This window comes from Kitasatospora griseola (assembly GCF_044999035.1).
GTDB lineage: Bacteria > Actinomycetota > Actinomycetes > Streptomycetales > Streptomycetaceae > Kitasatospora > Kitasatospora griseola.
The window spans coordinates 2973283-2999292 of record NZ_CP173360.1; the positions used below are offsets into that span (position 1 = coordinate 2973283).

Annotated in this window: 23 protein-coding genes; 6 read left to right on the forward strand and 17 right to left on the reverse strand. The window is 73.4% G+C overall.

The features are described from left to right. Window positions 1-90 precede the first annotated feature (90 nt). The 8 genes from truB to rimP all read right to left on the reverse strand — a co-directional run bounded on the left by truB (window position 91) and on the right by rimP (window position 8396). On the reverse strand, window positions 91-996 hold the full coding sequence (gene truB / locus ACI1MP_RS13300; RefSeq protein WP_380342869.1) for a tRNA pseudouridine(55) synthase TruB: 906 nt from the start codon (window positions 994-996) through the stop codon (window positions 91-93). 61 nt (window positions 997-1057) lie between these two features. Then, the gene (locus ACI1MP_RS13305) at window positions 1058-2188 is read right to left on the reverse strand and encodes a bifunctional oligoribonuclease/PAP phosphatase NrnA (RefSeq protein WP_388001064.1); all 1131 of its coding nucleotides are present in this window, start codon (window positions 2186-2188) and stop codon (window positions 1058-1060) included. Then, on the reverse strand, window positions 2185-2622 hold the full coding sequence (gene rbfA / locus ACI1MP_RS13310) for a 30S ribosome-binding factor RbfA (protein WP_043909699.1): 438 nt from the start codon (window positions 2620-2622) through the stop codon (window positions 2185-2187). The genes ACI1MP_RS13305 and rbfA overlap by 4 nt, the downstream gene beginning before the upstream one ends. A 145-nt stretch (window positions 2623-2767) precedes the next feature. Then, window positions 2768-3064 (reverse strand): DUF503 domain-containing protein, encoded by a 297-nt coding sequence (locus ACI1MP_RS13315; RefSeq protein ID WP_043909696.1) that lies wholly within the window; start codon window positions 3062-3064, stop codon window positions 2768-2770. Window positions 3065-3188: 124 nt separating this feature from the next. Next, window positions 3189-6278 (reverse strand): translation initiation factor IF-2, encoded by a 3090-nt coding sequence (gene infB / locus ACI1MP_RS13320; RefSeq protein ID WP_404868740.1) that lies wholly within the window; start codon window positions 6276-6278, stop codon window positions 3189-3191. A gap of 189 nt (window positions 6279-6467) precedes the next feature. After that, window positions 6468-6770, reverse strand: coding sequence for a YlxR family protein (locus ACI1MP_RS13325; RefSeq protein WP_083462353.1), 303 nt, complete (start codon window positions 6768-6770; stop codon window positions 6468-6470). An 88-nt stretch (window positions 6771-6858) separates the two neighbouring features. Further along, complete coding sequence (gene nusA / locus ACI1MP_RS13330; protein WP_404868741.1) at window positions 6859-7851, reverse strand: transcription termination factor NusA; 993 nt, start codon at window positions 7849-7851, stop codon at window positions 6859-6861. A gap of 2 nt (window positions 7852-7853) precedes the next feature. After that, window positions 7854-8396: a ribosome maturation factor RimP gene (gene rimP / locus ACI1MP_RS13335; protein ID WP_100590088.1), complete on the reverse strand. Its 543-nt coding sequence runs from the start codon at window positions 8394-8396 to the stop codon at window positions 7854-7856. Between the two features lie 260 nt (window positions 8397-8656). Between rimP and ACI1MP_RS13340 the strand changes: the two genes are divergently transcribed. The 3 genes from ACI1MP_RS13340 to ACI1MP_RS13350 are packed head-to-tail and all read left to right on the forward strand — an operon-like array spanning window position 8657 to window position 11202. After that, window positions 8657-9649, forward strand: a complete 993-nt coding sequence (locus ACI1MP_RS13340; protein ID WP_380342879.1) for a ferritin-like domain-containing protein — start codon at window positions 8657-8659, stop codon at window positions 9647-9649. A gap of 37 nt (window positions 9650-9686) precedes the next feature. After that, the gene (locus ACI1MP_RS13345; protein WP_404868742.1) at window positions 9687-10601 is read left to right on the forward strand and encodes an aminoglycoside phosphotransferase family protein; all 915 of its coding nucleotides are present in this window, start codon (window positions 9687-9689) and stop codon (window positions 10599-10601) included. A 49-nt stretch (window positions 10602-10650) separates the two neighbouring features. Then, window positions 10651-11202 carry a GNAT family N-acetyltransferase gene (locus ACI1MP_RS13350; protein ID WP_363482493.1) on the forward strand — a complete coding sequence of 184 codons (552 nt, stop codon included), beginning with the start codon at window positions 10651-10653 and terminating at the stop codon, window positions 11200-11202. A gap of 7 nt (window positions 11203-11209) precedes the next feature. On the opposite strand, the gene ACI1MP_RS13355 is transcribed toward ACI1MP_RS13350, so the two are convergent. The 8 genes from ACI1MP_RS13355 to ACI1MP_RS13390 form a co-directional block, all read right to left on the reverse strand. Continuing rightward, window positions 11210-12085 (reverse strand): GNAT family N-acetyltransferase, encoded by an 876-nt coding sequence (locus tag ACI1MP_RS13355; RefSeq protein ID WP_380342923.1) that lies wholly within the window; start codon window positions 12083-12085, stop codon window positions 11210-11212. A gap of 82 nt (window positions 12086-12167) precedes the next feature. Beyond that, complete coding sequence (ispG, locus tag ACI1MP_RS13360) at window positions 12168-13328, reverse strand: flavodoxin-dependent (E)-4-hydroxy-3-methylbut-2-enyl-diphosphate synthase (RefSeq protein ID WP_043909679.1); 1161 nt, start codon at window positions 13326-13328, stop codon at window positions 12168-12170. A gap of 122 nt (window positions 13329-13450) precedes the next feature. After that, a complete protein-coding gene (locus ACI1MP_RS13365) occupies window positions 13451-14758 on the reverse strand; it encodes a M50 family metallopeptidase (RefSeq protein ID WP_400308089.1) in 1308 nt (435 codons plus the stop codon). 26 nt (window positions 14759-14784) lie between these two features. After that, the gene (gene dxr / locus ACI1MP_RS13370) at window positions 14785-16014 is read right to left on the reverse strand and encodes a 1-deoxy-D-xylulose-5-phosphate reductoisomerase (protein WP_388001049.1); all 1230 of its coding nucleotides are present in this window, start codon (window positions 16012-16014) and stop codon (window positions 14785-14787) included. A 31-nt stretch (window positions 16015-16045) separates the two neighbouring features. Next, window positions 16046-16453, reverse strand: a complete 408-nt coding sequence (locus ACI1MP_RS13375; RefSeq protein ID WP_380342888.1) for a hypothetical protein — start codon at window positions 16451-16453, stop codon at window positions 16046-16048. Between the two features lie 111 nt (window positions 16454-16564). After that, window positions 16565-18007 carry an aldehyde dehydrogenase family protein gene (locus ACI1MP_RS13380; protein WP_100590095.1) on the reverse strand — a complete coding sequence of 481 codons (1443 nt, stop codon included), beginning with the start codon at window positions 18005-18007 and terminating at the stop codon, window positions 16565-16567. 139 nt (window positions 18008-18146) lie between these two features. Further along, a complete protein-coding gene (locus ACI1MP_RS13385; protein WP_043909670.1) occupies window positions 18147-19712 on the reverse strand; it encodes a PucR family transcriptional regulator in 1566 nt (521 codons plus the stop codon). A gap of 159 nt (window positions 19713-19871) precedes the next feature. Next, complete coding sequence (locus ACI1MP_RS13390; RefSeq protein ID WP_404868743.1) at window positions 19872-21878, reverse strand: ATP-binding protein; 2007 nt, start codon at window positions 21876-21878, stop codon at window positions 19872-19874. A 224-nt stretch (window positions 21879-22102) separates the two neighbouring features. Between ACI1MP_RS13390 and gabT the strand changes: the two genes are divergently transcribed. The 3 genes from gabT (at window position 22103) to ACI1MP_RS13405 (ending at window position 25620) form a co-directional block, all read left to right on the forward strand. Further along, window positions 22103-23443 carry a 4-aminobutyrate--2-oxoglutarate transaminase gene (gabT, locus tag ACI1MP_RS13395; RefSeq protein WP_043909666.1) on the forward strand — a complete coding sequence of 447 codons (1341 nt, stop codon included), beginning with the start codon at window positions 22103-22105 and terminating at the stop codon, window positions 23441-23443. A 355-nt stretch (window positions 23444-23798) separates the two neighbouring features. Further along, window positions 23799-24419, forward strand: a complete 621-nt coding sequence (locus ACI1MP_RS13400) for a phosphatase PAP2 family protein (RefSeq protein ID WP_404868744.1) — start codon at window positions 23799-23801, stop codon at window positions 24417-24419. A 271-nt stretch (window positions 24420-24690) separates the two neighbouring features. Beyond that, a complete protein-coding gene (locus ACI1MP_RS13405) occupies window positions 24691-25620 on the forward strand; it encodes a glycoside hydrolase family 18 protein (protein ID WP_404868745.1) in 930 nt (309 codons plus the stop codon). Between the two features lie 24 nt (window positions 25621-25644). Here ACI1MP_RS13405 and ACI1MP_RS13410 read toward each other — a convergent pair whose 3' ends face one another. Beyond that, window positions 25645-25977: a DUF2218 domain-containing protein gene (locus ACI1MP_RS13410; protein WP_402508924.1), complete on the reverse strand. Its 333-nt coding sequence runs from the start codon at window positions 25975-25977 to the stop codon at window positions 25645-25647. Window positions 25978-26010: the final 33 nt, after the last annotated feature.

Genomic DNA, 26010 nt, shown 5'->3' on the forward strand with positions numbered 1-26010 from the left:
CGTCCCCCGACACCGGCACCGGCGAGGCCGGGGCGGAGGCCGATCAGCGGCGAGCCGAGGGCGGAATCGCGCACGCGCCCTGACCGTCGGTCAGCCCACGAACACCGCGACCGGCTTGGCCTTCCCGGCGTGCTCCTCCACCAGCGCCAGGAACCGTCCGTCCGGGTCGAAGACCGCGATCGGGCCGTCCACGCCGAGGCCGGGAGCGGGCAGTCGCATGCCGTTGGAGAGCAGCTTGGCCTGCTCGGCGTCGATGTCCCAGCGCGGGAACGCGGCCGCGGCGGCGTCGGCGATCGGCAGGACCTCGAGCTTCTCCTCCAACTGCTCCAGGGTGTGCGCGGATTCGACCGAGTAGGGGCCGACCCTGGTGCGGCGCAGCATGGTCAGGTGGCCGCCGACGCCGAGCGCGGCGCCCAGGTCGCGGGCGAGTGCGCGGATGTAGGTGCCGGAGGAGCACTCCACGGTCACGTCGAGGTCGAGCACCGGCGTGCCGTCCTCGGCGACCGCCGGGCGCACCTGGTGCACCGTGAAGGAGTGCACGGTGGTCGGCCGGGCGGCGAGTTCGAAGTCCTCGCCCTCGCGGACCCGGGCGTACGAGCGCTTGCCGTCGATCTTGATGGCGCTGACCTTGGACGGCACCTGCATGATCTCGCCGGTGAGCTTCGCGATCTCGGCGTCGATCGCCTCCCGCGCCACCGCGTCGGCCGGGGCGGAGGCGGTGATCTCGCCCTCCCGGTCGTCCGTGATGGTGGTCTGGCCGAGCCGGACGGTGGCGTCGTACGTCTTCGCGGTGAGCATCAGGTGCCCGAGCAGCCGGGTGGCCCGCTCGACGCCGATCACCAGCACGCCGGTGGCCATCGGGTCGAGGGTGCCGGCGTGCCCGACCTTGCGGGTGCCGGCCAGCCAGCGGAGCTTGGCCACCACGCCGTGCGAGGTGATGCCTTCCGGCTTGTCCACGATGACCAGCCCGTCGGGGCCCGTCCCTTTACGCTTCATCGCTCTATCGTTTCATTCCCTGCATTGCCGCTGCCGCGACCGTCCACCGAACCGGACGAGCCTAGCGCGCGCTTTCTTCCGCCAACGCCACCCGGAACCGCTCGACGGTCTCCGGCACCCCGGCCCGGGCGGAGAATCCGGCCGCGAAGACGTGCCCGCCGCCGTCCAGCCGGGCGCACGCCGCGGCCACGTCGACCGCGCCCCGGGAGCGGCAGGAGCCGCGCAGGGTGCCGTCCGGGTCCTGCTTGAGCACCAGCGCGACGTCCGCCTCGGCGGGCTTGCGCAGCACGTCGATCAGGCCCTCGATCTCCTCCACGGTGACGCCGAACAGCGCCAGGTCCTGGTACGGCACCCAGGTCCACACCAGCCCGTGCCCGCCGGCCTGCTCGGGCTCGAACACGGCGCGGTCCAGCGCCCCGGCGAGCACCTTCAGGTAGCCGAACGAGGTGGTGTCCCACAGTTGACGGGAGATCAGGTCGTGCCGGATCCCGGTGGCCAGCATCCGCCCGGCCATCTCGTGCGTGGCGGGCGTGGTGGCCCGGTACTTGAACGAGCCGGTGTCGGTGGCGATGCCGGTGTACAGGCAGGTCGCGATCGGCTGGTCCAGCGGGACGCGCAGCCGGCGCAGCAGTTCGTCGACCAGCACGGCGGTGGCGGGCGCGGACGGGTCGATCAGCCGGACGTCGCCGAAGCCCGGGTTGGAGGCGTGGTGGTCGAAGACCACCAGCGCGCCGGCCGCGAAGGCCTTGTCGCGCAGCAGGCCGAGCCGTTCCTCGGAGGCGGCGTCGAAGGCCAGCACCAGCGCGGGCGCGGCGGGCACCGCGGCGGCCGGGACGATCAGGTCCTGCCCGGGCAGGAAGGACAGCGATTCGGGGATGATCTGCGGGTCCTCGCCGAAGGACACCCGCACCCGTTTTCCGAGACCGCGCAGCGCCTGCGCGGCGGCCAGCGCGGAGCCCAGCGCGTCGCCGTCCGGGCAGATGTGGCAGATCAGGTCGATCTCGTCGGCGCCCGCGATCAGTTCCAGGGCGCGTTCCCACGCGGCCTCGAAACGACCGTCGCCGCCCTGCGCCCCGGGTTCGGGCGACGACCCGCTGCGCGGGCCCGGAAGCACCGCGAGGGCGGTCTCCACCTCAACAGTGGAGACCGCCCCCGCGGCGCCGGACTCGGCCGGCTTCCCGGCCGTGGTCACTCGTCCTCGTCGTCGTCGCGGGCCGCCTTGTACGGGTCGGCCTCGCCGGCGTAGGTGGCCCCGGCGGCCGCGGTGCGGACCGCGGCGTCGGAGACCCGGGCCTTGTCCAGCAGGTCGTCGATGTTCCGGGCGTTGTCCGGAAGCGCGTCGGCGACGAAGGTCAGGGTCGGCGTGAACCGCACCCCGGTCTGCTTGCCGACCTCGGAGCGCAGGATGCCCTTGGCGCTCTCCAGCGCGGCCGCGCTGGACTCGCGGTCGGTCTCGTCGCCGTAGACGGTGTAGAAGACGGTGGCCTCGCGCAGGTCACCCGTCACCCGGGCGTCCGTGATGGTGACGTACCCGAGTCGCGGGTCCTTGATCCGGCGCTGCAGGGTCTCCGCCACGACCACCTGAATGCGGTCGGCGAGCTTGCGCGCCCTTGCGGTGTCGGTCACGTTGCCTTGCCTCCTCGTGCAGTAGGCGCGGTACCCGGGTCATGACCTGGACCCGGTGGGGCCCTCTCCCCAACGTACCCGCCCGCGCCCAGCCTTGTGGGCGCTCTCGGTTCGGTGCGGGTGTGACGGTGGTGACGCCCGCAGGTCATTCGTCGTCGTCGTGGTGGTGCCGCCTCCTCGCGGAGAGCAGCATCACCTCGGGGCGGCCGGCGACGAGCCGCTCACAGCTGTCCAGGATCTCGTTGACGTACCCGGCGTCGCCGGACACCACCGCACAGCCGATCTCGGCCCTGCGGTGCAGATCCTGGTTCCCGACCTCTGCGGCGCACACGCTGTACTTGCGCTGCAGTTCGGCCACGATGGGCCGAACGATCGACCGTTTCTCCTTCAGCGAGTGCACGTCGCCGAGGAGCAGGTCGAAAGTGAGAGTTCCTACATACATTCAGTGACAGGCCTGGCCGGCCTGGTGGCCTCGAAGGATTCCCGACAGCCAGGACCCTAACAGCGCGGCCGGGGCCGGTCGACGGGATAACTGCACCCCGTCGACCGACCCCGGTCAGCAGCCGTTACGCGCGCGGCTTCTCGCGCATCTCGTAGGTCTCGATGACATCGTCGACCTTGATGTCGTTGAACGAGCCCAGCGTGACACCGGCCTCGAAGCCCTCGCGGACCTCGGTCGCGTCGTCCTTGAAGCGGCGCAGACCCTCGATGTTGAGGTTCTCCGCCACGACCTTGCCGTCGCGCAGCAGGCGGGCCTTGGTGTTGCGGCGGATGATGCCCTCGCGAACGATGACACCGGCGATGTTGCCGAACTTGGAGGAGCGGAACACCTCGCGGATCTCCGCGGAGCCGAGGCGCACCTCCTCGTACTCGGGCTTGAGCAGGCCCTTGAGCGCGGCCTCGATCTCCTCGATCGCCTGGTAGATGACCGAGTAGTACCGGATGTCGACGCCTTCGCGCTCGGCCGCGGTACGGGCACGCCCCTCGGCGCGCACGTTGAAGCCGATGATGATGGCGTCCGAGCCCATCGCCAGGTCCACGTCGGACTCGGTGATGGCACCCACACCGCGGTGCAGGATCCGCAGCTCGACCTCTTCGCCCACGTCCAGCTTGACGAGCGCGTCCTCGAGGGCTTCGACGGAACCGGAGACGTCACCCTTGATGATGAGGTTGAGCTTCTCGATGTTGCCGGCGGCCAGCGCGGCCTCGAAGCCCTCCAGCGAGACGCGGACGCGGCGCTGGGCCATCGAGGCGTTGCGGTCGCGGGCGGAGCGCTTCTCGGCGATCTGGCGGGCGGTGCGGTCCTCGTCGACGACGATGAAGCTGTCGCCGGCGCGGGGCACCGAGGTCAGACCGAGCAGCATGACCGGACGGGACGGGCCGGCCTCGGAGAGGCTGTTGCCGTTCTCGTCCAGCATCGCGCGGACGCGGCCGTAGGAGTCGCCGACCACGATCGAGTCGCCGACCCGCAGGGTGCCGCGCTGGATGAGCAGCGTCGCCATGGCGCCGCGGCCCTTGTCCAGGTGGGCTTCGATCGCGATGCCCTGGGCGTCCTGCTCCGGGTTGGCGCGCAGGTCGAGGGAGGCGTCCGCGGTCAGGACCACGGCCTCCAGCAGCTCCTCGATATTGAGGCCCTGGCGCGCGGAGATGTCGACGAACATGGTGTCGCCGCCGTACTCCTCGGCCACCAGGCCGAACTCGGTCAGCTGACCACGGACCTTGGTCGGGTCCGCGCCCTCGACGTCGATCTTGTTGACCGCGACCACGATCGGCACACCGGCGGCCTTGGCGTGGTTGAGCGCCTCGACCGTCTGCGGCATGACGCCGTCGTTGGCCGCGACCACCAGGATCGCGATGTCGGTGGACTTGGCACCACGGGCACGCATGGCGGAGAACGCCTCGTGACCCGGGGTGTCGAGGAAGGTGATCCGGCGCTCCTCGCCGTTCACCTCGGTCGCCACCTGGTACGCACCGATGTGCTGGGTGATGCCGCCGGCCTCGCCCGCGACCACGTTGGTCTTGCGGATCGCGTCCAGCAGTCGGGTCTTACCGTGGTCGACGTGACCCATGACGGTCACCACCGGCGGACGCGGAGCCAGCTGCTCCTCGTCGCCCTCGTCGACACCGAAGTCGATGTCGAACGACTCCAGCAGCTCACGGTCCTCGTCGTCCCGGCTGACGATCTCCAGCACGAAGCCCATCTCGTCCGCCAGCAGCTGCAGCGTGGCGTCGGAGACCGACTGGGTGGCGGTGACCATCTCACCGAGGTTGAACATGACGGAGACGAGCGCGGCCGGGTTGGCGTTGATCTTCTCCGCGAAGTCCGTCAGCGACGCACCGCGCGACAGGCGAACGGTCGAACCGTTGCCGCGCGGCAGCATCACACCGCCGACGGACGGGGCCTGCATGGCCTCGTACTCCTGGCGCTTCGCGCGCTTCGACTTCCGGCCACGCGCCGGACGGCCACCGGGGCCGCGACCGAACGCACCCTGCGTGCCACCACGGGCACCCGGGCCACCGGGACGACCGCCGAAGCCGCCGGGACGGGCACCGCCGCCACCGAAGCCGCCGCCGCCACCGGCGCCACCCGGACGGGGACCGCCGAAGCCGCCACCGGCCGGACGCGAGCCCGGACCGGCCGGACGGCCCTGGAAGCCCGGACGGGCGCCACCCGGAGCACCCGGACGCGCACCGGGACCACCGGGACGCGCACCGGCACCCGGACCCGGGCGCGGGCCCGGACGCTGCGGCATCATGCCGGGGTTCGGACGGGGCATGCCGGACGGGCTCGGCGCACCGGGGCGCGGACCGGCCGGACGCGGCATGCCGTCGGGACGCGGGGCGCCACCGGCACCCGGAGCGCCACCGGGACGCGGAGCGCCACCGGGACGGGGACCGCGCTCGCCGGCCGGGGCACCGCCCGGACGCGGCGCACCGGCACCCGGACCGCCCGGACGCGGAGCGCCACCGGGACGGGGACCGCGCTCGCCGGCCGGGGCACCGCCCGGACGCGGCGCACCGGCACCGGGAGCACCGGGACGCTGGCCGCGCTCGCCGCCACCCGGGCGGGGAGCGGACGGACGGGCCATGCCCGACGCGCCACCGGAGGTGAAGGGGTTGTTGCCCGGACGCGGACCGGCCGGACGCGGGCCCGGACGGGCCGCGGGGTTGGCCGGAGCCGGCCGCGGGGCGGCCGGACGCGCCGGAGCCTCACCGGCCGGAGCCGGGGAGGAGAACTCGGCCGCCGGGGCGGGCGCGGCCGGAGCGGCCGGACGGGCCGCCGGGCGCGGACCCGGGGTCGGCGCCCCGGCGGGCTTCGGCGCGGCCGAGCCCGCGGCGGGCGCGGGGGTGGGACGGGGGCCCGGCGTCACGGTCGGACGCGGGCCGGGGGTGGGGGCACCCGGCTTGGGTGCAGCCGAACCGGCGCCGCCGGTCGGCTGGGGCGCCGCGGGCTTCCGCGGGCCAGGCTTCGCGGAGGACGCGCCGCCGGACGGCGGGGTCGCTCCCAAAGCGTCAGTCAACTTGCGCACGACCGGCGCCTCGATCGTCGAGGACGCCGAACGCACGAACTCACCCAACTCGGTGAGCTTGGCCATGACGGCCTTGCTCTCCAAACCAAGTTCCTTGGCGAGCTCGTATACCCGGACCTTAGCCACTTCGCTCCTGTCTATACGTCCGGGGTGTCGTCCGCCGGACTGTCGCTACTTCATGGGCGTACTCATCGCGTACTCATCGAGTGCTCATCGCAATCTCGACCTACTTCCATCTCGCGAGGTACCTGACTGTGGCGCACGGCGATGTACCCACTGCCGTGCGCTGGTGCGTGTTGCCGGGCACGAGGCCCGTCAGCGGGCCGACTGACCGTCGGCCGGACTTGCTCCTGCCCCGACGTACTCCCGCAGGGCGCCGGGTTCGAGCGTGCCCTGGACCCGGAGGGCCCTCGGGAACGCCCGGCGGCGGACCGCGAGGTCGAGGCAGTTCGGTACGGGGTGCAGATACGCGCCCCGGCCCGGCAGTGTGCCGCGAGGATCGGGGACGCACTCGCCCTCGCCCGCCACGACACGCAGCAGCTCGTGCTTGGCCGCCCGCTTGCGGCAGCCCACGCAGGTGCGTTCAGGGCATGCACGGGCATGCGTCCGGCCAGACACGCTCAAGTCTACCCCTCCGAAGGGACTCGCCGCCGCCGAGTAGATCTCCGGAGGCTTGGGACAGCGCCCACTGCTGGGCGACGCTCGATTACTGACCCTCGACCGGGGCCTCGATGTCCGGGCGGATGTCGATCCGCCAGCCCGTCAGACGGGCGGCCAGGCGGGCGTTCTGACCCTCCTTGCCGATCGCCAGCGACAGCTGGTAGTCCGGCACGATCACCCGGGCCGACCGCTGGGCCAGGTCGACGATCTCCACCTTGGTCACCCGCGCGGGCGACAGGGCGGCGGCGACCATCTCGGCCGGGTCCTCGGACCAGTCGACGATGTCGATCTTCTCGCCGTGCAGCTCGGCCATCACGCCGCGCACCCGCATGCCGTTCGGGCCGATGCAGGCGCCCTTGGCGTTCAGGCCCTGGCGGCGCGACCACACCGCGATCTTGGTGCGGTGGCCGGCCTCGCGGGCGATCGCCGCGATCTCCACCGAACCGTCCGCGATCTCCGGGACCTCCAGCGCGAACAGGCGCTTCACCAGGTTCGGGTGGGTCCGCGACAGGGTGACCGACGGGCCGCGTACACCGCGCCGCACGCCCACCACGTAGCACTTCAGCCGGGTGCCGTGCCGGTAGTCCTCGCCCGGGACCTGCTCCTGCGGCGGCAGGATGGCCTCCAGCTTGCCGATGTCGACCAGGATGTTCTTCGGGTCGTTGCCCTGCTGGACGACACCGGTGACGATGTCGCCCTCCTTGCCGGCGTACTCGCCGAAGGTCTGGTCGTCCGCGGCGTCCCGCAGCCGCTGCAGGATGACCTGCTTGGCGGTGGACGCGGCGATCCGGCCGAACCCGCTCGGGGTGTCGTCGAACTCCTTGGGCTCCACGCCCTCGTCCAGCTCGGCCGCGTCCTCCAGGGCCCACACCGTCACGTGGCCGCTCTTGCGGTTCAGCTCCACCCGCGCCCGGCGGCGCGAGCCCTCGGTGCGGTGGTACGCGATGAGGAGGGCCGACTCGATCGACTCGACCAGCAGGTCGAACGGCACGCCCTTCTCGGTGACCAGCCCGCGCAGGGCACTCATGTCGATGTCCACGATTACGCCTCCTCTTCCTCTTCGTCCGTGTCCGCGATGTCGGCGGCGGCGTCGAGCAGTTCCTCGTCCTTGCGGTTGAACTCGACCTGCACCCGGGCCCGCGCGATCTCCGCGAACTCCAGTCGGCGCTCCTTGGGGCGGCCGCGCCCCTTCACCGGCTGCACCTCGACCAGCGCGCCGTCCTCGTCGCTCTCCAGCACCCGCGCGGTCAGTTCCGCGCCGTCCACCAGCTTGATCGCGGCCAGCCGACCGGTCGCCCGACGCCAGTGCCGCGGCTCGCTCAGCGGGCGCTCGGCGCCCGGCGAACCGACCTCCAGCAGATACGGGGCGTCACCCATCAGGTTCGACTCGTCCAGCGCCTGGCCGACCAGGCGGGAGAACTCCGCGATCGCGTCCAGGTCGACGCCGCCGTCGGCGTCCACGTCGATCTGCACCTGGCGGCGGCTGCCGGCCTGGGTCACCTTGACCTCTTCGAGATCCAGCCCTGCCTCGGCGGCCAGCGGCTCCAGCAATGTGCGCAGCCGGTCAGTGGGGGTGGTGCTCATCCGGGTGACTCCTCGGCCGCGTCTGCTGTTGTCGGAGGTGCTAACTCTTCGCGAAGCCTATCCGGTCAACCCCCGAACCGCCGATTCCGACCCTCCCCCCAGCCCCCAGGGGGGCCGGGAGACACCCCCGGCCGGGCCACCCCGCTGCGAGCAATGTCACAGCCACCCGGTACCGTCCAAGCTCCCGCCGGGAGCGCCCGGCTCCGGTCATGATTCTCCCGATGGCGGCCGCCCGGCCCCACGAACACGCTGGAGTGCCGATGCCCGCGCCCACCCGGCGGTCCTTCCTGGCGCTCGGCGCGCTCGGCGGGCTGCTGTCCGTCTGCGGCTGCACCGACGACCACGACAAGAACGCGCGCCCGACCGCCGAGGACGCCGACCGGCCGCTGCGGCAGCGTCAACTCGCCGCCACCGACGCGCTGCTCGCCGACTACGACGCGGTGATCGCGGCGAGCCCCGCCGACGCCGACCGGCTCGGCGACCTGCGCGACGACGTGCTCCAGCACCGCGAGGCGCTCGCCCGGTCGCTGCCCGCCTCCTCGCCCGCCGCGAGCGCGAGCGCGGGCACGGCTGCCGCCCGCACCGTCGCCGAACTGGCCGCGTCCGAGCGCCGCACCGCGGGCCGGCGGCTCGCCGACCTGGCCGACGCCTCCCCCGCACTGGCCAGGACGCTCGCCTCGGTCGCCGCCTCCGGCGCCGCGCACGCCGCCGCCCTCGGCGACACCGGGCCGATCGCCGACGACGGCCCGCCGCCCTCGCCCTCCCCCACTGCCTCCGCCGCCCCCTCCGGCTCGGCCTCGCCCGCGGCGATGCGCGCCGCCGACGTCGAAGCCCTCCAGGCGGCGCTCGCCGCCGAACACGCCGCCGTCTACGGGTACGGCGTGGTGGGCGCGTTCCTGCCGGTCGGCCCGCAGCGCGAGGACGGGCGCGCCGCGTACGCCGCCCACCAGGCCCGCCGGGACGCCTGGCAGCGGCTGCTCACCACCGGCGGCACCTCACCGACCGCCGCCGCGCCCGGCTACCGGCTGCCGTTCCAGGTGAAGGACGCGGCCACCGCCGGCCGGCTCGCCGCCCACCTGGAGACCCAGCTCACCGCCGCCTACGCCGACCTGTGCGCCACCACCGCCCTGCGCGCCCAGGCCGCCGCCGCCCTGCGCGAATGCGCCCTGCGGGCCGCCCACTGGGGCGCCGACCTGCCCGCCCTCCCCGGCCTCGCCGCCGCCGACCCCGCGCCGTCCGCGAGCGCGACGTAACACCGTCCCCGGGGTCCGCTGCGCGATGATGGACGGTATGTCCGCACAGCCCGCGCAGTTCACCGTCCCCGAGCGTCTCGCCGAGTCGGTCCGGGCGGGCGGTGATCCGGGCGAGGCGGAGTGGTCGGCCGCGCTGCCGGCCCGGTTCGCGGAGCGGCTGGCCGACTGGGGGCTGGTGCTGGAGCGGGTGGCCGAGCCCGGCGGGCGCAGCGGAGTGGTCGGTTACGCGTACCGCGCCGAGGACCGCACGCCGGTGGCGGTGAAGGCGCTGCGCCCGGGCGCCGACCCGGTGGGCGAGGCGGCCGCGCTGCGGGTCTGGGCCGGGCGCGGGGCCGTGCTGCTGCTGGCGGAGGCGGACCGGACGCTGCTGCTGGAGCGGCTGCACGGCGAGATCCCGCTGCGTTCGCTGGCGGAGGCGAAGGCCACGCTGGAGGCGACCAGCCTGCTGCGCCGGCTGTGGGTGGAGCCGCCCGCCGGGCATGCGTTCCCCACCCTCGTCGAGCGCGCCGGGGAGCTGGAGCGGCGGATCGCCGAGCGGCGGGCGCTGCCGGGCGCGGCGGACGCGGGGCCGCTGGTGGACGAGGCGCTGGAGGCGGTGGCGCTGGCCGCGGACGGCGGCGGGTGGCTGCTGCACGGGGACTTCCACCACGGGCGGGTGCTGGCCGCCGACCGGGCGCCGTGGCTGGCGGTCGGGCCGCGGCCGGTGGTGGGCGACCGGGCGTACGACCTGGCCCGGCTGGTGCTGGACCGGGCGGAGACCCTGGCGGCCGCGCCGGGCCCGCGCGGCGCGGCCCGGCGGCGCCTCGCGCAGTTGTCGGAGGCGGTGGAGCTGCCCGCCGACCGGGTGCGGGCCTGGGCGCTGCTGCGGGCGGTGGACATCGCGCTGGCGGCGCTGGCCGGGGGCGACGCGGCAGGCATGGAGCTCCATCTGGAGTTCGCGGCCTGGCTGTGAGGACGGGCCACGCGGACGCCCGGGACGGCAGGTAGTAACGTCCCGCTTCATGGAGCAGCTCACCGGGGTGACGATCGAGGCCATCGACCTGGCGGCGTGGGCGCCTGCCGTGCTGGAGGTCCAGGCGGTCGCGTTCGGGCTGGGTCCGCAGGAGGTGGCGGTGCGGCTGCCGATCGTCGGTCGGCACGCACTGCAGCCGGGGGTGATCGCGCTGGGGGCGATGGCGCAGGGCCGGCTGGTCGGGTTCGGCTACGGGATGCCCAACCAGCGCACCCACTGGTGGTCGACGGTGATCGAGCCGTACCTGGCGGCGCGCGGCCACGAGAGCTGGCTGGACGGGGTGTTCGCGGTGACCGAGCTGCACGTGCTGCCGGAGCTCCAGGGCCAGGGGGTGGGCACCCGGCTGATCCGCACCCTGTGCGAGCGCTCCGGTCTGGACCGTTCGATCCTGTCGGCGATCGACGCGGAGACCCCGGCCCGCCGGCTGTACCGCTCGCTCGGCTACCGGGACCTGGCGCCGGCGGTGCGCTTCCCGAACACGGCGCGGCCGTACGCGGTGATGGGCGCTCACCTGCCGCTGCGCGACCCGGCCCGCCCCTGACGCTCGGTCAGAACAGCACGCTCATGAACGCGCCGACCTCGCGGAAGCCGACCCGGCGGTAGGCGGCGCGGGCCCGCAGGTTGAAGTCGTTGACGTACAGCGACACCACGGGGGCGACCTCGGCGAGAGCGGTGTTCACGACCGCCGCCATGCCGCTCTCGGACAGCCGCTTGCCGCGGTGCTCGGGGGCCACCCAGACGCCCTGGATCTGGCAGGCGCCGGCGGTGACGGCGCCGATCTCGGCCTTGAAGACGACCTTGCCGTCCGCGTCGAAGCGGGCGAACGACCGTCCGGAGGAGACCAGTTCGGCGACCCGGGCCTGGTAGAGCAGGCCGCCGTCGCCGGCCAGCGGGGAGATCCCGACCTCCTCGGTGAACATCGCGACGCAGGCCGGGATCAGCGCCTCGATCTCGCCGCGGTGCACCCGGCGCACCAGCGGGTCCGGGGCGACGTCGGTGACGGGCGTGGAGGTGGCCATCAGCGGCTGGTGGCCGCGCACCTCGCGGGCCGGGCCCCAGGAGCGCTCCAGCAGCGCCCACAGGGCGGCGGTGGCCTCGGCCGGGCCGACGATCGAGGAGCAGCGGCGGCCCTGTCGGCGGGCGCGTTCGGCGAACGCCCGGACGGCCTCCGGGCCGGCGTTGACCGGGACCAGGTTGGCGCCCGCGTAGCAGAGCGCGTCGAGCCGCCCGTCGGCGTCGTGCCAGCCCCACATCTCGCCGCCGAGCCGCCACGGGTCGAGGCCGACGGCCTCCACCCGGGTGGCGACGAAGGCGTTGGCGACGGGGTCGCGGTGCAGGACCTCCAGCGCCTCGTCGAGGTCGGGCGTCTCCAGCACGCGGGTTGCGGCCAGCGCCCGGGCGACCTGGAACGGGCCGGGCAGCATCACACCTCGATCGAGCACGGGAGTCACCTCTCGCAGGGGCGGGACCGCCGAACGCGGCGGCCCCGCCGGGGAGTTCAGACCGTCACTCGGCGGCCACGACGACGGGGGCGCCGGATTCGACACCCTCCTCCTGCATCTGCTCGGCCAGCTTCATGGCCTCCTCGATCAGGGTCTCGACGATCTTCGACTCGGGCACGGTCTTGATCACCTCGCCCTTGACGAAGATCTGGCCCTTGCCGTTGCCGGAGGCGACGCCCAGGTCGGCCTCGCGGGCCTCGCCGGGGCCGTTGACGACGCAGCCCATGACGGCCACCCGCAGCGGCACCTCCATGCCCTCCAGGCCGGCGGTGACCTCCTCGGCGAGCTTGTAGACGTCCACCTGGGCGCGGCCGCAGGACGGGCAGGAGACGATCTCCAGGCCGCGCTCGCGCAGGCCCAGCGACTCCAGGATCTGGTTGCCGACCTTGATCTCCTCGGCCGGCGGGGCGGACAGCGAGACCCGGATGGTGTCGCCGATGCCCTCGGCGAGCAGCGCGCCGAACGCCACCGCGGACTTGATGGTGCCCTGGAAGGCCGGGCCGGCCTCGGTGACGCCCAGGTGCAGCGGGTAGTCGCAGGCCGCGGCGAGCTGCCGGTAGGCGTTGATCATCACGACCGGGTCGTTGTGCTTGACCGAGATCTTGATGTCGCGGAAGTCGTGCTCCTCGAACAGCGAGCACTCCCAGAGCGCGGACTCCACCAGCGCCTCGGGGGTGGCCCGGCCGTACTTCTCCAGCAGGCGCTTGTCGAGCGAGCCGGCGTTGACGCCGATCCGGATCGGCACGCCCGCGTCCTTGGCGGCCTTGGCGATCTCGCCGACCTTGTCGTCGAACGCCTTGATGTTGCCGGGGTTGACGCGCACCGCGGCGCAGCCGGCGTCGATCGCGGCGAACACGTACTTGGGCTGGAAGTGGATGTCGGCGATCACCGGGATCTGCGACTTCTTCGCGATGATCGGCAGCGCGTCGGCGTCGTCCTGCGAGGGGACCGCGACCCGGACGATCTGGCAGCCCGAGGCGGTCAGCTGGGCGATCTGCTGGAGCGTCGCGTTGACGTCGGAGGTCAGCGTGGTGGTCATCGACTGCACCGAGACCGGCGCGTCACCGCCCACCGGTACGTTGCCGACCATGATCTGCCGCGAGTACCGGCGCTTGGCCAGCGGCTTGAGCGGCAGGGAGGGGATACCGAGCGAGATCGCGGTCATGTGCGCAGTGTTTCCTCTGCAGAAATTCGATGAGCCGACGCGCACTGCAACCGGCGCGCCCGGCGTCCAACGGTACGGCACGGCCGGATGGCGGAGCACACCCGGCCGTGGGTGGCGTGCGGCTAGTTCAGGCGCACCGGGTTGACGATGTCGGCGGCCATCACGAGGCCGGTGAAGCAGATGAAGATGCCGGCGACCACGTACGCCACCGGCATCAGCCGGGCCACGTCGAACGGCCCGGGGTCGGGGCGGCGCAGCACCTTGGCGAGGCCGCGGCGCAGCGACTCCCACAGGGCGCCGGCGATGTGGCCGCCGTCCAGCGGGAGCAGCGGCAGCATGTTGAACAGGAACAGCATGAAGTTCAGGTAGGCGAGCATCTGCACGAAGACGGTCAGCTGCACGCTGAGCGGCAGGTCCGCGGCGAACACGTCGCCGCCGAGCCGGGCCGCGCCGATCATGCCGACCGGGGAGTCCTGGTCGCGGGGGGCGCCGTCCACGACGGCGTGCCACAGGCCGGGGATCTTGCCGGGCAGCTGGGCCAGCGACTCGACGCCGTGGCCGGCCAGCCGGGCCATCTCGTCGGTGCTCTCGCCGAACGACATGTGGTGCACGCCCATCGCCGGCGTGATGCCGAGGAAGCCGGCGGTGACGGTCTTGCCCTTGATCGGGTAGCCGTCCTTGTCGATCGCGGCGAGGGTGTTGGCCTTGATGTCGGCGGGCAGCGTGGCGAGGGTGCCGTCCTGGTGCCGGACGTCGATCTCCACGTGCTTGCCGGCCGAATCGCGGATCAGGCCCTGCAGCTGCGTGTAGTCGTGGATCTTCACCCCGCCGAAGGCCAGCACGGTGTCGCCGGCCCGCAGGCCGGCCGCGTTGGCCGGGGACTTCTCGGCGTCCGGCTTGCAGGTGTCGGTCTTCTCGCCGACCGGGACGACGCACTCGTTGACGGTCGCGATGGTGGGCGTGGTCCGGGTGACGCCGATCCCCATGAACAGGGTGAGGAACAGCCCGATCGCCAGGATCAGGTTCATGCCCGGGCCGGCGAACATCACGATGACGCGCTTCCACGGGGCCCGGGTGTAGAACATCCGGGTCTCGTCGCCGGGCTGGAGCTCCTCGTACGAGGCGGACCGGGCGTCCTCGATCATGGTGCGCCACGGCGAGCTGGAACGTTTCGTTATCCGGCCGTCCGCCCCGGGCGGGAACATCCCGATCATCCGGATGTAGCCGCCGAACGGGATCGCCTTCAGCCCGTACTCGGTCTCGCCCCGCCTGGTCGACCAGACGGTCTTCCCGAAGCCGACCATGTACTGCGGCACCCGGATCCCGAACAGCTTCGCGGTGGAGAGGTGGCCGAGCTCGTGCCAGGCGATCGAGAACAGCAGCCCGACCACGAAGATCAGGACGCCCAGCACCCACATCAGCATTTCCACCGCGTCGCCTCCGTCGTCCTACTGCCTCAGCCGGCCGCCAGCTCACGGGCCCGGGCCCGGGCCCAGCTCTCCGCGTGGAGTACGTCCTCCACCGTGAGCGAAGTTCCCGATTGCGGTGTGCCGTGTTCGGCGACCACCTTCGCCACAGTGTCCACGATTCCGGTGAAGGGCAGTGCGCCCTTCAGGAAAGCGTCCACACATTCCTCGTTGGCGGCATTGAAGACCGCCGGGGCGGTCCCGCCGAGCGTACCCACCTCGCGGGCCAGCTCGACCGCGGGGAAGGCCTCGTTGTCCAGCGGGAAGAACTCCCAGGTCGCGGCCTTGGTCCAGTCGCAGCCGGGGGCGGCGTCCGGCACCCGGTCCGGCCAGCCGAGGCCCAGCGCGATCGGCATTCGCATGTCCGGCGGGCTGGCCTGGGCCAGCGTCGAGCCGTCCACGAATTCCACCATCGAATGAACGACCGACTGCGGATGGACCACCACCTCGATCCGGTCGAACGGCACGTCGTACAGCAGGTGCGCCTCGATCACCTCCAGGCCCTTGTTCACCAGGGTCGCCGAGTTGATCGTCACCACCGGGCCCATCGCCCAGGTCGGGTGCGCCAGCGCGTCGGACGGCGTGACGCCGGCCAGCTGCTCACGGGTGCGGTTGCGGAACGGGCCGCCGCTGGCGGTCACCACCAGCTTGCGGACCTCCGCGCGGGTGCCGCCGGCCAGCGCCTGGAACAGCGCGGCGTGCTCGGAGTCCACCGGCACGATCTGGCCGGGCTGCGCCACCGCCTTCACCAGCGGACCACCGACGATCAGCGACTCCTTGTTCGCCAGCACCAGCACCCGGCCGGCCCGCAGCGCGGCCAGCGTCGGCGCCAGGCCGATCGAACCGGTGATGCCGTTCAGCACCGAGTGGCACTCCGCCGCGGCCAGTTCGGTCGCCGCGTCCGGGCCCGCCAGCACCCGCGGCAGCGGGGCGCCCTGCGCCTTGGCCGCCAGGGCCTCGCGCAGCGGCTTCTCGGCGGCCGGGTCGGCCACCGCGACGGTGTGCACGCCCAGCGCGACGGCCTGCTCGGCGAGCAGCTCCACCCGGCCGCCGGCCGCGGACAGCGCGACCACCTTGAACCGGCCGGGGTTGCGGAGCACCACGTCGATGGCCTGGGTGCCGATCGAGCCGGTCGAGCCGAGAATGACCAACTCCCGCGGCCCGTCCGGGTCGGCGACGGTCGGAGTGAAGCGCAGCTGCGGATGGGCGAGCGAATTCATGCCCCCCATTGTGGCCTGTGCTACCCGGTGGTCACCGCCATGCCCAGAGCTTCCCGGCGACCTCGCCGTCCGCCGAGTTCTCCCACTCGAACACGCCTGCGACGCCGCGCAGCCCGGCGAACTCCGGCGAGTCGGTCTCGTAGACGACCGAGCCGCGGAAGCTGTTGCCGCCGCTCTCGGTGAACGTGCCGACACCGTGGCCGCGCCAGCTCGCGTGCGCGCCGCCCGGGCCCATCAGCACGCCCTGGCCGCCGCCCTCCAGCGTGCCGTCGTCGCGCAGCCGGGCCGTGTAGGTGCCCATGTCCTGGACCGGGACGCCCAGCAGAGTGCCGCTCGCCGCGTACGAGGTCTCCACCGTGGGCGGCAGCCCGTGCTCCCCCGGCAGCACCCGCCGACCGGTGATCCGGCCCTGTTCCTCGGCAATGAGGTCGCCCAGCATGACGGGCCTCCTTCCTTCCTGCCTCCCGGCCTACGCCCGGTACCGGAGCGCGTCAAGGCAGGCCGACGCCCCGCCGCCGCTGCTGCGGTGACGGGGCGTCGAAGGGGTTGCTCAGAGGTCGAGGCCGGTCAGCACCATGACCTTCTCGACGGTGTAGTCGTCCATCGCGTAGCGGACGCCCTCGCGGCCCACGCCGGAGTCCTTCACGCCGCCGTACGGCATCTGGTCGGCGCGGTAGGACGGCGCGTCGCCGATCACCACGCCGCCGACCTCCAGCTCGCGGTGCGCGCGGAAGGCGGTCTGCACGTCGTGCGTGAAGACGCCCGCCTGCAGGCCGAAGTCGGAGTCGTTGACCATCGCGAAGGCCTCGTCGGTGGAGGACGCCTTGTGCAGCGACATCACCGGGCCGAACACCTCGGACTTCGCCAGGATGGCGTCCGCCGGCATCTCGGCGAGCACGGTCGGCGCGTAGGCGGCGCCGTCCCGCTTGCCGCCGGTGAGCAGCTTGGCGCCCTTGGCGACGGCATCGTCGACCCAGGACTCGACGCGCTTGGCGGCGTTCTCGTCCACCAGCGGGCCGACGTCGGTGGCCTCGTCGCGCGGGTCACCGGTGACCTGCGCCTGCACCTTGGCGACGACCTTCTCGACCAGGCGGTCGTAGACGGTCGCGTCGGCGATCACCCGCTGCACCGAGATGCAGGACTGGCCGCCCTGGTAGTTCGCGAACAGCGCGATCCGGCTCGCGGCCCAGTCCAGGTCCGCCTCGGAGCTCCAGTCCGCCAGCACCACGGCCGCAGCGTTGCCGCCGAGCTCCAGGGTGACGTGCTTGCGCGGCACCGAGTCCATGATCTGGTAGCCGACCTTGTCCGAACCGGTGAACGAGATCACCGGCAGGCGCTTGTCCTGCACCAGCGCGGGCATCTTGGCGTTCTCCACCGGCAGGATGCTCCAGGAGCCCACCGGCAGGTCCGTCTCGGCCAGGATCTCGCCCAGCACCATGGCGGACAGCGGGGTCGCCGGGGCGGGCTTCAGGATGATCGGCGCGCCCACCGCGATCGCCGGGGCCAGCTTGTGGGCCACCAGGTTCAGCGGGAAGTTGAACGGCGCGATGCCCAGCACGACGCCGCGCGGGAAGCGGCGCACCAGCGCGTAGCGGCCGGTGCCGCCCGGGTCGGTGTCCAGCCGCATGGTCTCGCCGTTGGTCCGGCGGGCCTCCTCGGCGGCCCAGCGGAACACCGACACGGCACGGCCCATCTCGCCGCGCGCCCACTTGATCGGCTTGCCGTTCTCGGCGGTGATCAGCTGGGCGATCTCCTCGGTGCGCTCCGTCAGCCGCTTGGCGACGTGGTCAAGCGCGGCCGCGCGCACGTGCGCCGGGGTCGCGGCGAACACCGGAACAGCGGCGGCGGCGGCCGCGACGGCCTCCTCGACCTGCGCGTCGGTCGGCACACTGACCTTCGCCACCAGGCTGTTGTCGTGCGGGTGACGGACCTCGAAGTCCGCCTCGCCGCTCGCCCGCTGCCCGGCCAACCAGAACTCGTACGTGGTGGTCACGGTCGCACCGGCCCCTTCCCTCGAAGACTTCGCTTTCCCGTTCACGGTAGGCGGAGGGGGACGGCTTTCCGATTGGACGGACGGGTGGAAAGCAGCCGGTCGATTTCTACGGACAGGACAGGCCCGTCCGGGGCGGGGCTCAGTCCTCGCCCGCCCGCAGCGCCAGCCACAGCTCCATCCGGACGTCCGTGTCGTCCAGCGAGCGGCCCAGCAGCTCCTCGACCCGGCGCATCCGGTAGCGCAGGGTGTGCCGGTGCACGCCGAGATCGGCGGCCGCCGCGTCCCACTGGCCGTGCCGGGACAGCCAGGCCCGCAGCGAGGCCACCAGGTCGCCGCGGGCGGTGCGGTCGTGTTCGCGCAGCGGGCGCAGCAGGCCCTCCGCGAACGCGGTGACGGCCTCCTCGCCGAGCAGCGGGAGCAGCGAGCCGGCGCCGACCTCCTCGTGGTCGACGGTGCGGCGGCCGCCGCGCTGGGCGACCGCCAGCGCCCGCTCGGCCTGGGCGTGCGCGGTGCCGGCCTCCTCCAGGGCGGCCGGGGCGGAGACGCCGAGCGCCAGGCCCTCGTGCTCCTCGACGGCGCCCAGGCAGGCCCGGTGCACCGAGCCGTTGTCGATGGCGAGCACCATCAGGCGCGGCCCGTGCGCGCCGTCCTCGCGGGCCACCAGCAGCTTCTCGCCGACCTTGCCGCCGGCCTGCTCGGCGCGGTCGCCGAGCTCGCCGAGCGCCTCCGCGGCCTCCGGGCCGGGCCCGGCCGCGGCCACCAGCACCCGGACGGTGCCCTCGGGCAGGCCGCCGAACAGCCCCGCGGCGATCTGGCGGGCGGTGCCGACCTCACCGGCCAGCACCATCCGCAGCAGCGCCGCGCCCATCTTCTCCTCGGCCTGCCGCAGCTCCCGGGAGCGCTCCAGGGTGAGGGTGAGCAGCGCGACGGCGGCGTTCAGCACGTACCGCTCGGTCGGGGTGATGCGGTCCTCGGTGCCGACCGCGAGGAAGCCGCGCGGGCGGCGGTCCGCGCCGAGCGACTGGACCACCACGTAGTCCTCGTCGGCGGTGTCGATGGTGCCGGCCCGGCCCTGCAGCGCGGCGCTCGACGGCGCGGGGCGGCGGCGCAGCCGGTCCACCTCGGCGGCCAGCCGGCCGGCCCGGCGGGCGGCCCAGTCCGGGGCGACTGCGGACAGCGCGCCGGAGCCGTCGTACAGCGCGGCCCACCCGCCCAGGCGGGCGGCCAGCCGGCGGACGATCGCGGTGGTGCCGTCCTTGCCGAGCGCGGCCCGGGTCAGCTCCTCCTGCGCCTCGAAGCTGGTGGTGACGGCCTCGTACTGCTCGGCGGCCAGCGCGGCGGACACGGTCTTGGAGATCGCGATGAACGGCGTCGCCTCGGGCACCCGCAGCAGCGGCAGCCCGCGCTGCGCGGCGGCGTCCACCAGCGCCTGCGGCACCTCGGTGTGCGAGAGGCCGACCCCCAGCCCGAGCCCGACCACGCCGGCGTCCGCCAACCGGTGCACGTAGGCCTGCAGACCGGCGGCGCTCTTGCCCAGCTTGATGCCGGTGGTGAGGAGCAGCTCACCGCCCTCCAGGAACGGAGTGGGGTCGTCCAGCTCGCTGGTGTGCACCCAGCGGACCGGGCGTTCCAGATGGTCCGCGCCTGCCAGCACCGTCAGATGGAGCGTGCTGGTGCGGACGACGGAGGCGAGTGTGGGGGGCATGGCACCTTCGATGGTTCGACCCGGTCGCGTCGTTGCGACCGGGCGAGTGAGGGTTCTTCTCCCATTATGGACGCTCCGGACAAGCCGGAGTGCCGAAATCCGCCGGTCCGTACCTTCCGTGACCCAATGCTGACCACCCCGCGACCGCCCCCGGAGCGATCAGTGCCGGAGGTCGACCAGCAGCGGCGGCACCTGCTCCCCCGTCACCGAGGTCAGCGAGACCACCGCGTGCCCGGACGGCAGCGCGTGCGCCAGGTCGGACGGCGACCAGCGGTGCCGCTCGACGTCCCGGGTGGTCACCGACTCGGTCTGCGCGGTGGTGCCCGACAGCGCCTTGCGCACCAGCCGGCCGGCCCGGCGCATCGTGCCGCCCGAGGTGTCCGGGGTGTGCGTCACGGCGGTCTCCCGGACCAGGTGGGTGCCCCAGGCCTCGGAGAACAGCCGGCCGTCCCAGGGCGCTATGCCGGGGAAGGCCATCCGGTTGCCGACCGCGCCGAACAACGGCGCGCGCAGCGCCTCCGGCAGGTCCGACAGCGTGCGCAGCAGCAGCACCACGCCGGCGTTGGCGCCGCGCAGCCGCTGGATCCCGCGGATCGTCTGCGCGTCCACGGCGGCGGTGGCGTCGTCCAGCACCAGCCCCGCGAACAGCTCCCGGTCACCGCGGTCGGCGGCGGCCTGGGTGAACTGGCCGAGCAGCAGCCGCGACAGCATCCGGGCGGCCTCCGGGTGGCTGCGCTCGGGCAGCTTCACCCGCACCCGCAGCGGATGCTCCAGCGCGCGCATCGCGAACGCCGGCTTGGCGTCCGGGCCGCCGGAGAACCCGGGGGCGAGCGCCGGACGGTCCAGCAGCGCCAGCCGGTCGGCGAGCAGCGCGCCCGGGTCGTCCACCCGGCCGTGCATCCGCTCGCGCTGCTGCAGGTCCGCCTCGAACTCCGGGCGCCGACCCGACTTCTGCAACTGCTCCGCGAGCTCCGCCCACCCGTCCCGGTCACCGGCCAGCAGCCCGCGCAGCTCCCGCACCCCCGGGTAGCGGCCGTACGCCGCCCGGAACGGCCCCACCACCTGCTGCATCGAGGTCCGGGCACTCTCCGCCCGCGGAGCCAGCTCGTCCGGCAGCAGCGCATCGGCCAACCGGGCCGCCGCCTCGTCCGGGTTCGGCGCGGCCCCGTACAGGTCCAGTCCGTACGGCGCGGACGGGTCGCCGGGGGCGATCACCACGTCGTACCAGTCGTCCGGGCCGAGGGACGCGTCGGACGCCCCGACCACCACCGCGCAGGCCGCGCCCGCCAGCGCCTGCAGGCACAGCGCCTCCGCCACCGGGCGGGCCAGCGCCGCCGTCTTCCCGGTCCCGGCCGGGCCGACCGCGAGCAGCGAGGTGCCGAGCAGCGCGGGCTCCAGCGCGAAGCCCGCGCTCCGGTGCGTCGCCGGGTTCTTCGGCACGTCCTGCGCGGTGCCCAAACGGACCTGACGCACCATCAGGTCGTGTCGCGCCCGCCGCCCGCCCGGCAGGTCGCGCTGCTCGGACGGGTGCGCGCAGGCGGCCGCACCGCGACTGCCCACCTGCGCGGCGAACTCCTGCCGGCCGGCCGCGTCCGCACCGGCGCTCCGCCACGCCTGGTGCAGCCGCACATAGTCCACATCCCCCACCTGCTCGCCCTCCAGCCGCCGCACCACCTCCCCGGCCGGCCGCAACTCGGCCCACACGTCCACCACGGGCACGTCCTCGGGCTCGGGCGGGACGTCGGTGACGGTGTGCGAGACCAGCGGGAGCAGGAAGCGGCGGCCGACTTCGCGCCAGCGGCCCATTCGGCCGAAGATTCTTATGACCGCCGCAAGGACCAGGAGATTCACCAGCAGGGCGAGCACGATGGTGGGTGTCGCCGGAAGGTCACCGAGGCCGAGCATGCCGAGACCGGAGAGCGCGAAGCCGCGGCCGTAGATGAAGACCAGCCACGCCACCACCAGGTTCAGCGCCGCCCGCAACAGCAGCGGCCCCGCCGCCGTCTCCCCGTCCCCCGCCGCCCTCGGGTCGTACGGGGTGTGGTGCTGGCGGTAGATGCCGGGCGGGGCCTGGGGGCGGGGGGCGGTGGCCCAGGTGGGGAGGTGGAAGGGGGCGCAGGGTGGCGGGAGGGGGGTGTGCTGGGTTCGCGCGTCGTTCAGTTCCACTTCGGGGCCCCTCCTACGTTGCCGGCGGTGCCAGACCCGCTCCGCCGTCCCACCGACACACCCGGGGCCAATGTAGTGGAGGGAGCGGGGGCGGCGGCCGATCTTCGGCCACTGGCCGCGCAGGACAATTCGTACGGCGCAGCAGTACCGAGTGGCGCATGCCCGCCGAACGGGGCCGGTCGTAGCCTGCGACTACCGCGCCTTGAGAACTTGGAGAATCACTGATGAGCGCTGCAACGCCGCTCCCGCAGGAGCGCCGCCTGGTCACCGCGATCCCCGGCCCGAAGTCGCAGGAGCTGCAGTCTCGCAAGCTCGGTGCGGTGGCTGCCGGTGTGGGTACCACGCTGCCGGTGTACGTGTCGCGTGCCGGCGGCGGTGTGCTGGAGGACGTGGACGGCAACAGCCTGATCGACTTCGGTTCGGGCATCGCCGTCACCAACGTGGGCAACAGTGCCGCCGCCGTGGTGGAGAAGACCACCGAGCAGCTGGCCGCGTTCACCCACACCTGCTTCATGGTGACCCCGTACGAGGGTTACGTCGCGGTTGCGGAGCAGCTGAACGAGCTGACCCCGGGCGACCACGCGAAGAAGACCGCGCTGTTCAACTCGGGCTCCGAGGCCGTCGAGAACGCGGTGAAGATCGCCCGCGCCTACACCAAGCGCCAGGCGATCGTGGTCTTCGACCACGGCTACCACGGCCGCACCAACCTGACCCTGGCGCTGACGGCGAAGAACATGCCGTACAAGCAGGGCTTCGGTCCGTTCGCCCCCGAGGTCTACCGCGTGCCGGTGGCCTACCCGTACCGCTGGCTGACGGGCGCGGAGAACGCCGCGACCGAGGCTGCCAAGCAGGTCATCGACCAGATCAACAAGCAGATCGGCGCCGAGAACGTCGCCGCGATCATCATCGAGCCGATCCAGGGCGAGGGCGGCTTCATCGAGCCGGCCAAGGGCTTCCTGCCGGCGATCGTGGAGTTCGCGAAGGAGAACGGCATCGTCTTCGTCGCGGACGAGATCCAGACCGGCTTCTGCCGGACCGGCCAGTGGTTCGCGTGCGAGGACGAAGGCATCGTCCCGGACCTGATCACCACCGCCAAGGGCATCGCGGGCGGTCTGCCGCTGTCGGCGCTGACCGGCCGCGCCGAGATCATGGACGCCGCGCAGACCGGTGGTCTGGGTGGCACCTACGGTGGCAACCCGGTGGCCTGTGCGGCCGCGCTGGGCGCCATCGAGACCATGAAGGAGCAGGACCTCAACGGCAAGGCGCAGCGGATCGGCGAGATCATGCTGGGCCGCCTGCGGGCGATGCAGGAGAAGTTCGAGATCATCGGCGAGGTCCGCGGCCGCGGCGCGATGATCGCCGTCGAGCTGGTGAAGCCGGGCGGCAAGGAGCCGAACGCGGAGGCCACCGCGGCCATCGCGAAGGCCTGCCACGCCGAGGGCCTGGTGGTGCTGACCGCCGGCACCTACGGCAACGTGCTGCGCTTCCTGCCGCCGCTGGTGATGCCGGAGCACCTGCTGGTCGAGGGCCTGGACATCCTGGAGTCGGCCTTCGCGGGCGTCTGAGTCCCGGGCAGTACCCCCTGAGCGGCGCGAGGGCCGGACGGAAGCGGATCCCGTCCGGCCCTCGCGCGTTCTGCTGTTCGAGCCCTGGGTGGAGGTTGCCCCGCCGGTGGTGAAGATGCTGTGCACGAAAGCCCGTCGGCCGTTGGCGCGCCCCGGCTTTGACGTACTGTCATCACAGATGGACAGCGAACCTCAAGCACTGCCCACACCGCCGTCCGCCGTCGAGGCGGACGCACTGGACCGATCGACCGGCCGTCCCGCCCACACCCCCCGGGCCGCACGGCGCGGCGATCGCCTTGGCCGCCCCGGAGCTCTCCCCCCTGCTCCGGGGCGGCCGACTTTTGCTGTCCTGCCCATGACGCTCGCGGTGCTGCTGGTGGTGATCTCCTGGCAGGTGGCGGTGGACGGGCCACTGCTGGGGATCGACCCGGCGGTGCGCGACGCGGTGCGGCAGCTGCGCCGCACGCTGCACTCCGCGCTGCTGAACCACCTGGGCGTCGCCCTGTCCGACCTGGGCGGCGGGGTGCCGGCCGTCCCGGTGCTGCTGGGCTGCGCGGGCCTGGCGGCCTGGCTGGCCCGGCGCGACGGCCGGCCGCGCTGGTGGACTCCGGTGCCGGTGGCGGTGGCGGCGGCGGTGCTGATCCCGCTGCTGGTGGTGCCGGCCAAGGCCTGGTTCGCCCGGCCCGGCCCGTTCGATCTGCCGCTGGCCGCGGACCAGTGGGGCTGGTACCCGTCGGGGCACACCGCGACCTCGGCGATCGCCTACGGGACGGCGGCGCTGCTGCTGGCCCGGGTGCGGCCTGCGCGGCGGGTCGGGTGGGCCACCGCGGCGGTCTGCCTGGGGGTGGGCGCGGGGCTGGTGTGGAGCGACTTCCACTGGCTGCTGGACGTGGTCGCCAGCTGGTGCCTCTCGGGCCTGCTACTGCTCGGCCTGCACCGGCTGCTGCCCCGCCTGCTGCCGGACACCCACGTCTGACGCCGCGTCAATTCGCGATCCGGTCAGGGCCATTGACGCCTCCCCAGCTCGCGCGCACCCTGTTCCCCACCCATCCGCACGCGATCGCCGGGAGGCGAATGTGCGTTCTCCAGTCATGCCCATGACGCGCTTCGCGGTGGCGGCCTCACTGCTCGTCGTCGCGGCCACGGCGCTGCCGGCGCAGAGCGCGACGGCGGCGGCCGCCCCGATGCAGGTCTACGGCGCCTGACACTGCGGCAACGACGCCTGCACCTGGGCGAAGGTCCGGGACATGGCGGAGTTCGACGCCGCCAACCACTGGCTGGTCGACCGCGGCGACGGCCGGCCCTCGGTGAACGTGGTGGTGCTGAGCTTCGTCAACCCGCTGCGGCTGCTGAACGGCACCACCGACGCGGGGGACGCCGCGGGCGTGCCGGTGGGCATGAACCAGCAGGTGGTGGACTACTTCACGGCCCGCGGGATCCGGGTGATGCTCTCCATCGGCGGCATCACCTACACCGGCGACTGGGACTCCGCGCTGGCGCAGAGCGGCGGGCTGCTCGGCCAGAAGGCGGCGGCGCTGGCGTCGAAGCTCGGGGTGGGCATCGAGATCGACTACGAGAACAGCAGCAGCCCGAACCTGACGGGCCTGCAGGCCTTCGTGGACGCCTACCGGTCGGCCCACCCGTACGACGCCTCGGGCGCCGACCCGACCGCCCGGCTGACCATCGACGTCGCGGCCGGCGACCGCTGGCTGAGCGGCATCGACCAGTACGCCACCGCGCACTGGCTGACCACCGGCAACCCGGTGCTGGACTACGCCAACGCGATGGTGCCGAACAAGCGGCCCTCGGCGTCCACGGCGACCGCCGACTGGCAGGAGCACCTGGACGGCAAGCCGACGTACAGCCCGCTGATCCCGCCGCTGGCGCCCGCCAAGTTCACCGGCAGCCTGTACATCGCGGAGGGCTCGCAGGTCCGCCCGGAGTGCACCGACTTCGCCAACTCGGTGCAGCGCGCCACCGGCAGCTGGGTGCAGAACGCCGCACCCAACGGCGCGGGGAGCAGCGCCGGCCTGCTGGGCTTCATGTTCTGGGCGGCCGAGAAGCCCTCCACCCGGGGAGTGACCACCGTGCCGCCGAACGGCTGCGCCGGCGGGGTCGGGGCGGGGGCCACGGCGTTCTCGGTACCGGCGCCGATGCCGCCGCTGCGGCAGAGCTGAGCCGACGACGGCCGCGCGGGCCGGTCAGCCGTCCTCGCCGGTCAGGCGCTGGACGGTGCCGGCCTCGCCGCTGTCCCGCTGCCAGGCGACCACCAGCTCGTCGCGGGTGCCGAAGCGGACCAGGTGGCGGCCGACCACGTCCTCCAGCTGAGGCAGGTTCTCCTCGGTGCCCTCGACGGCGAGCAGCAGCGCGCCGTCCTCGGCGGTGAGCTCGGCCCGTCCGGCGCCGAAGGCGAGCGTGCCGCGGCCGGTCTCCTCGGACCATTCGGCGGGGACCTTGCGGCCCATGTGGGCGGCGAGCTGCTTGGCGTAGCGACCGGGACGGTCGGTGGCGACACGGGCGGTGGAGCGGGCCATGACGGAACTCCTCGAAGCGCGGACGACTTAGGC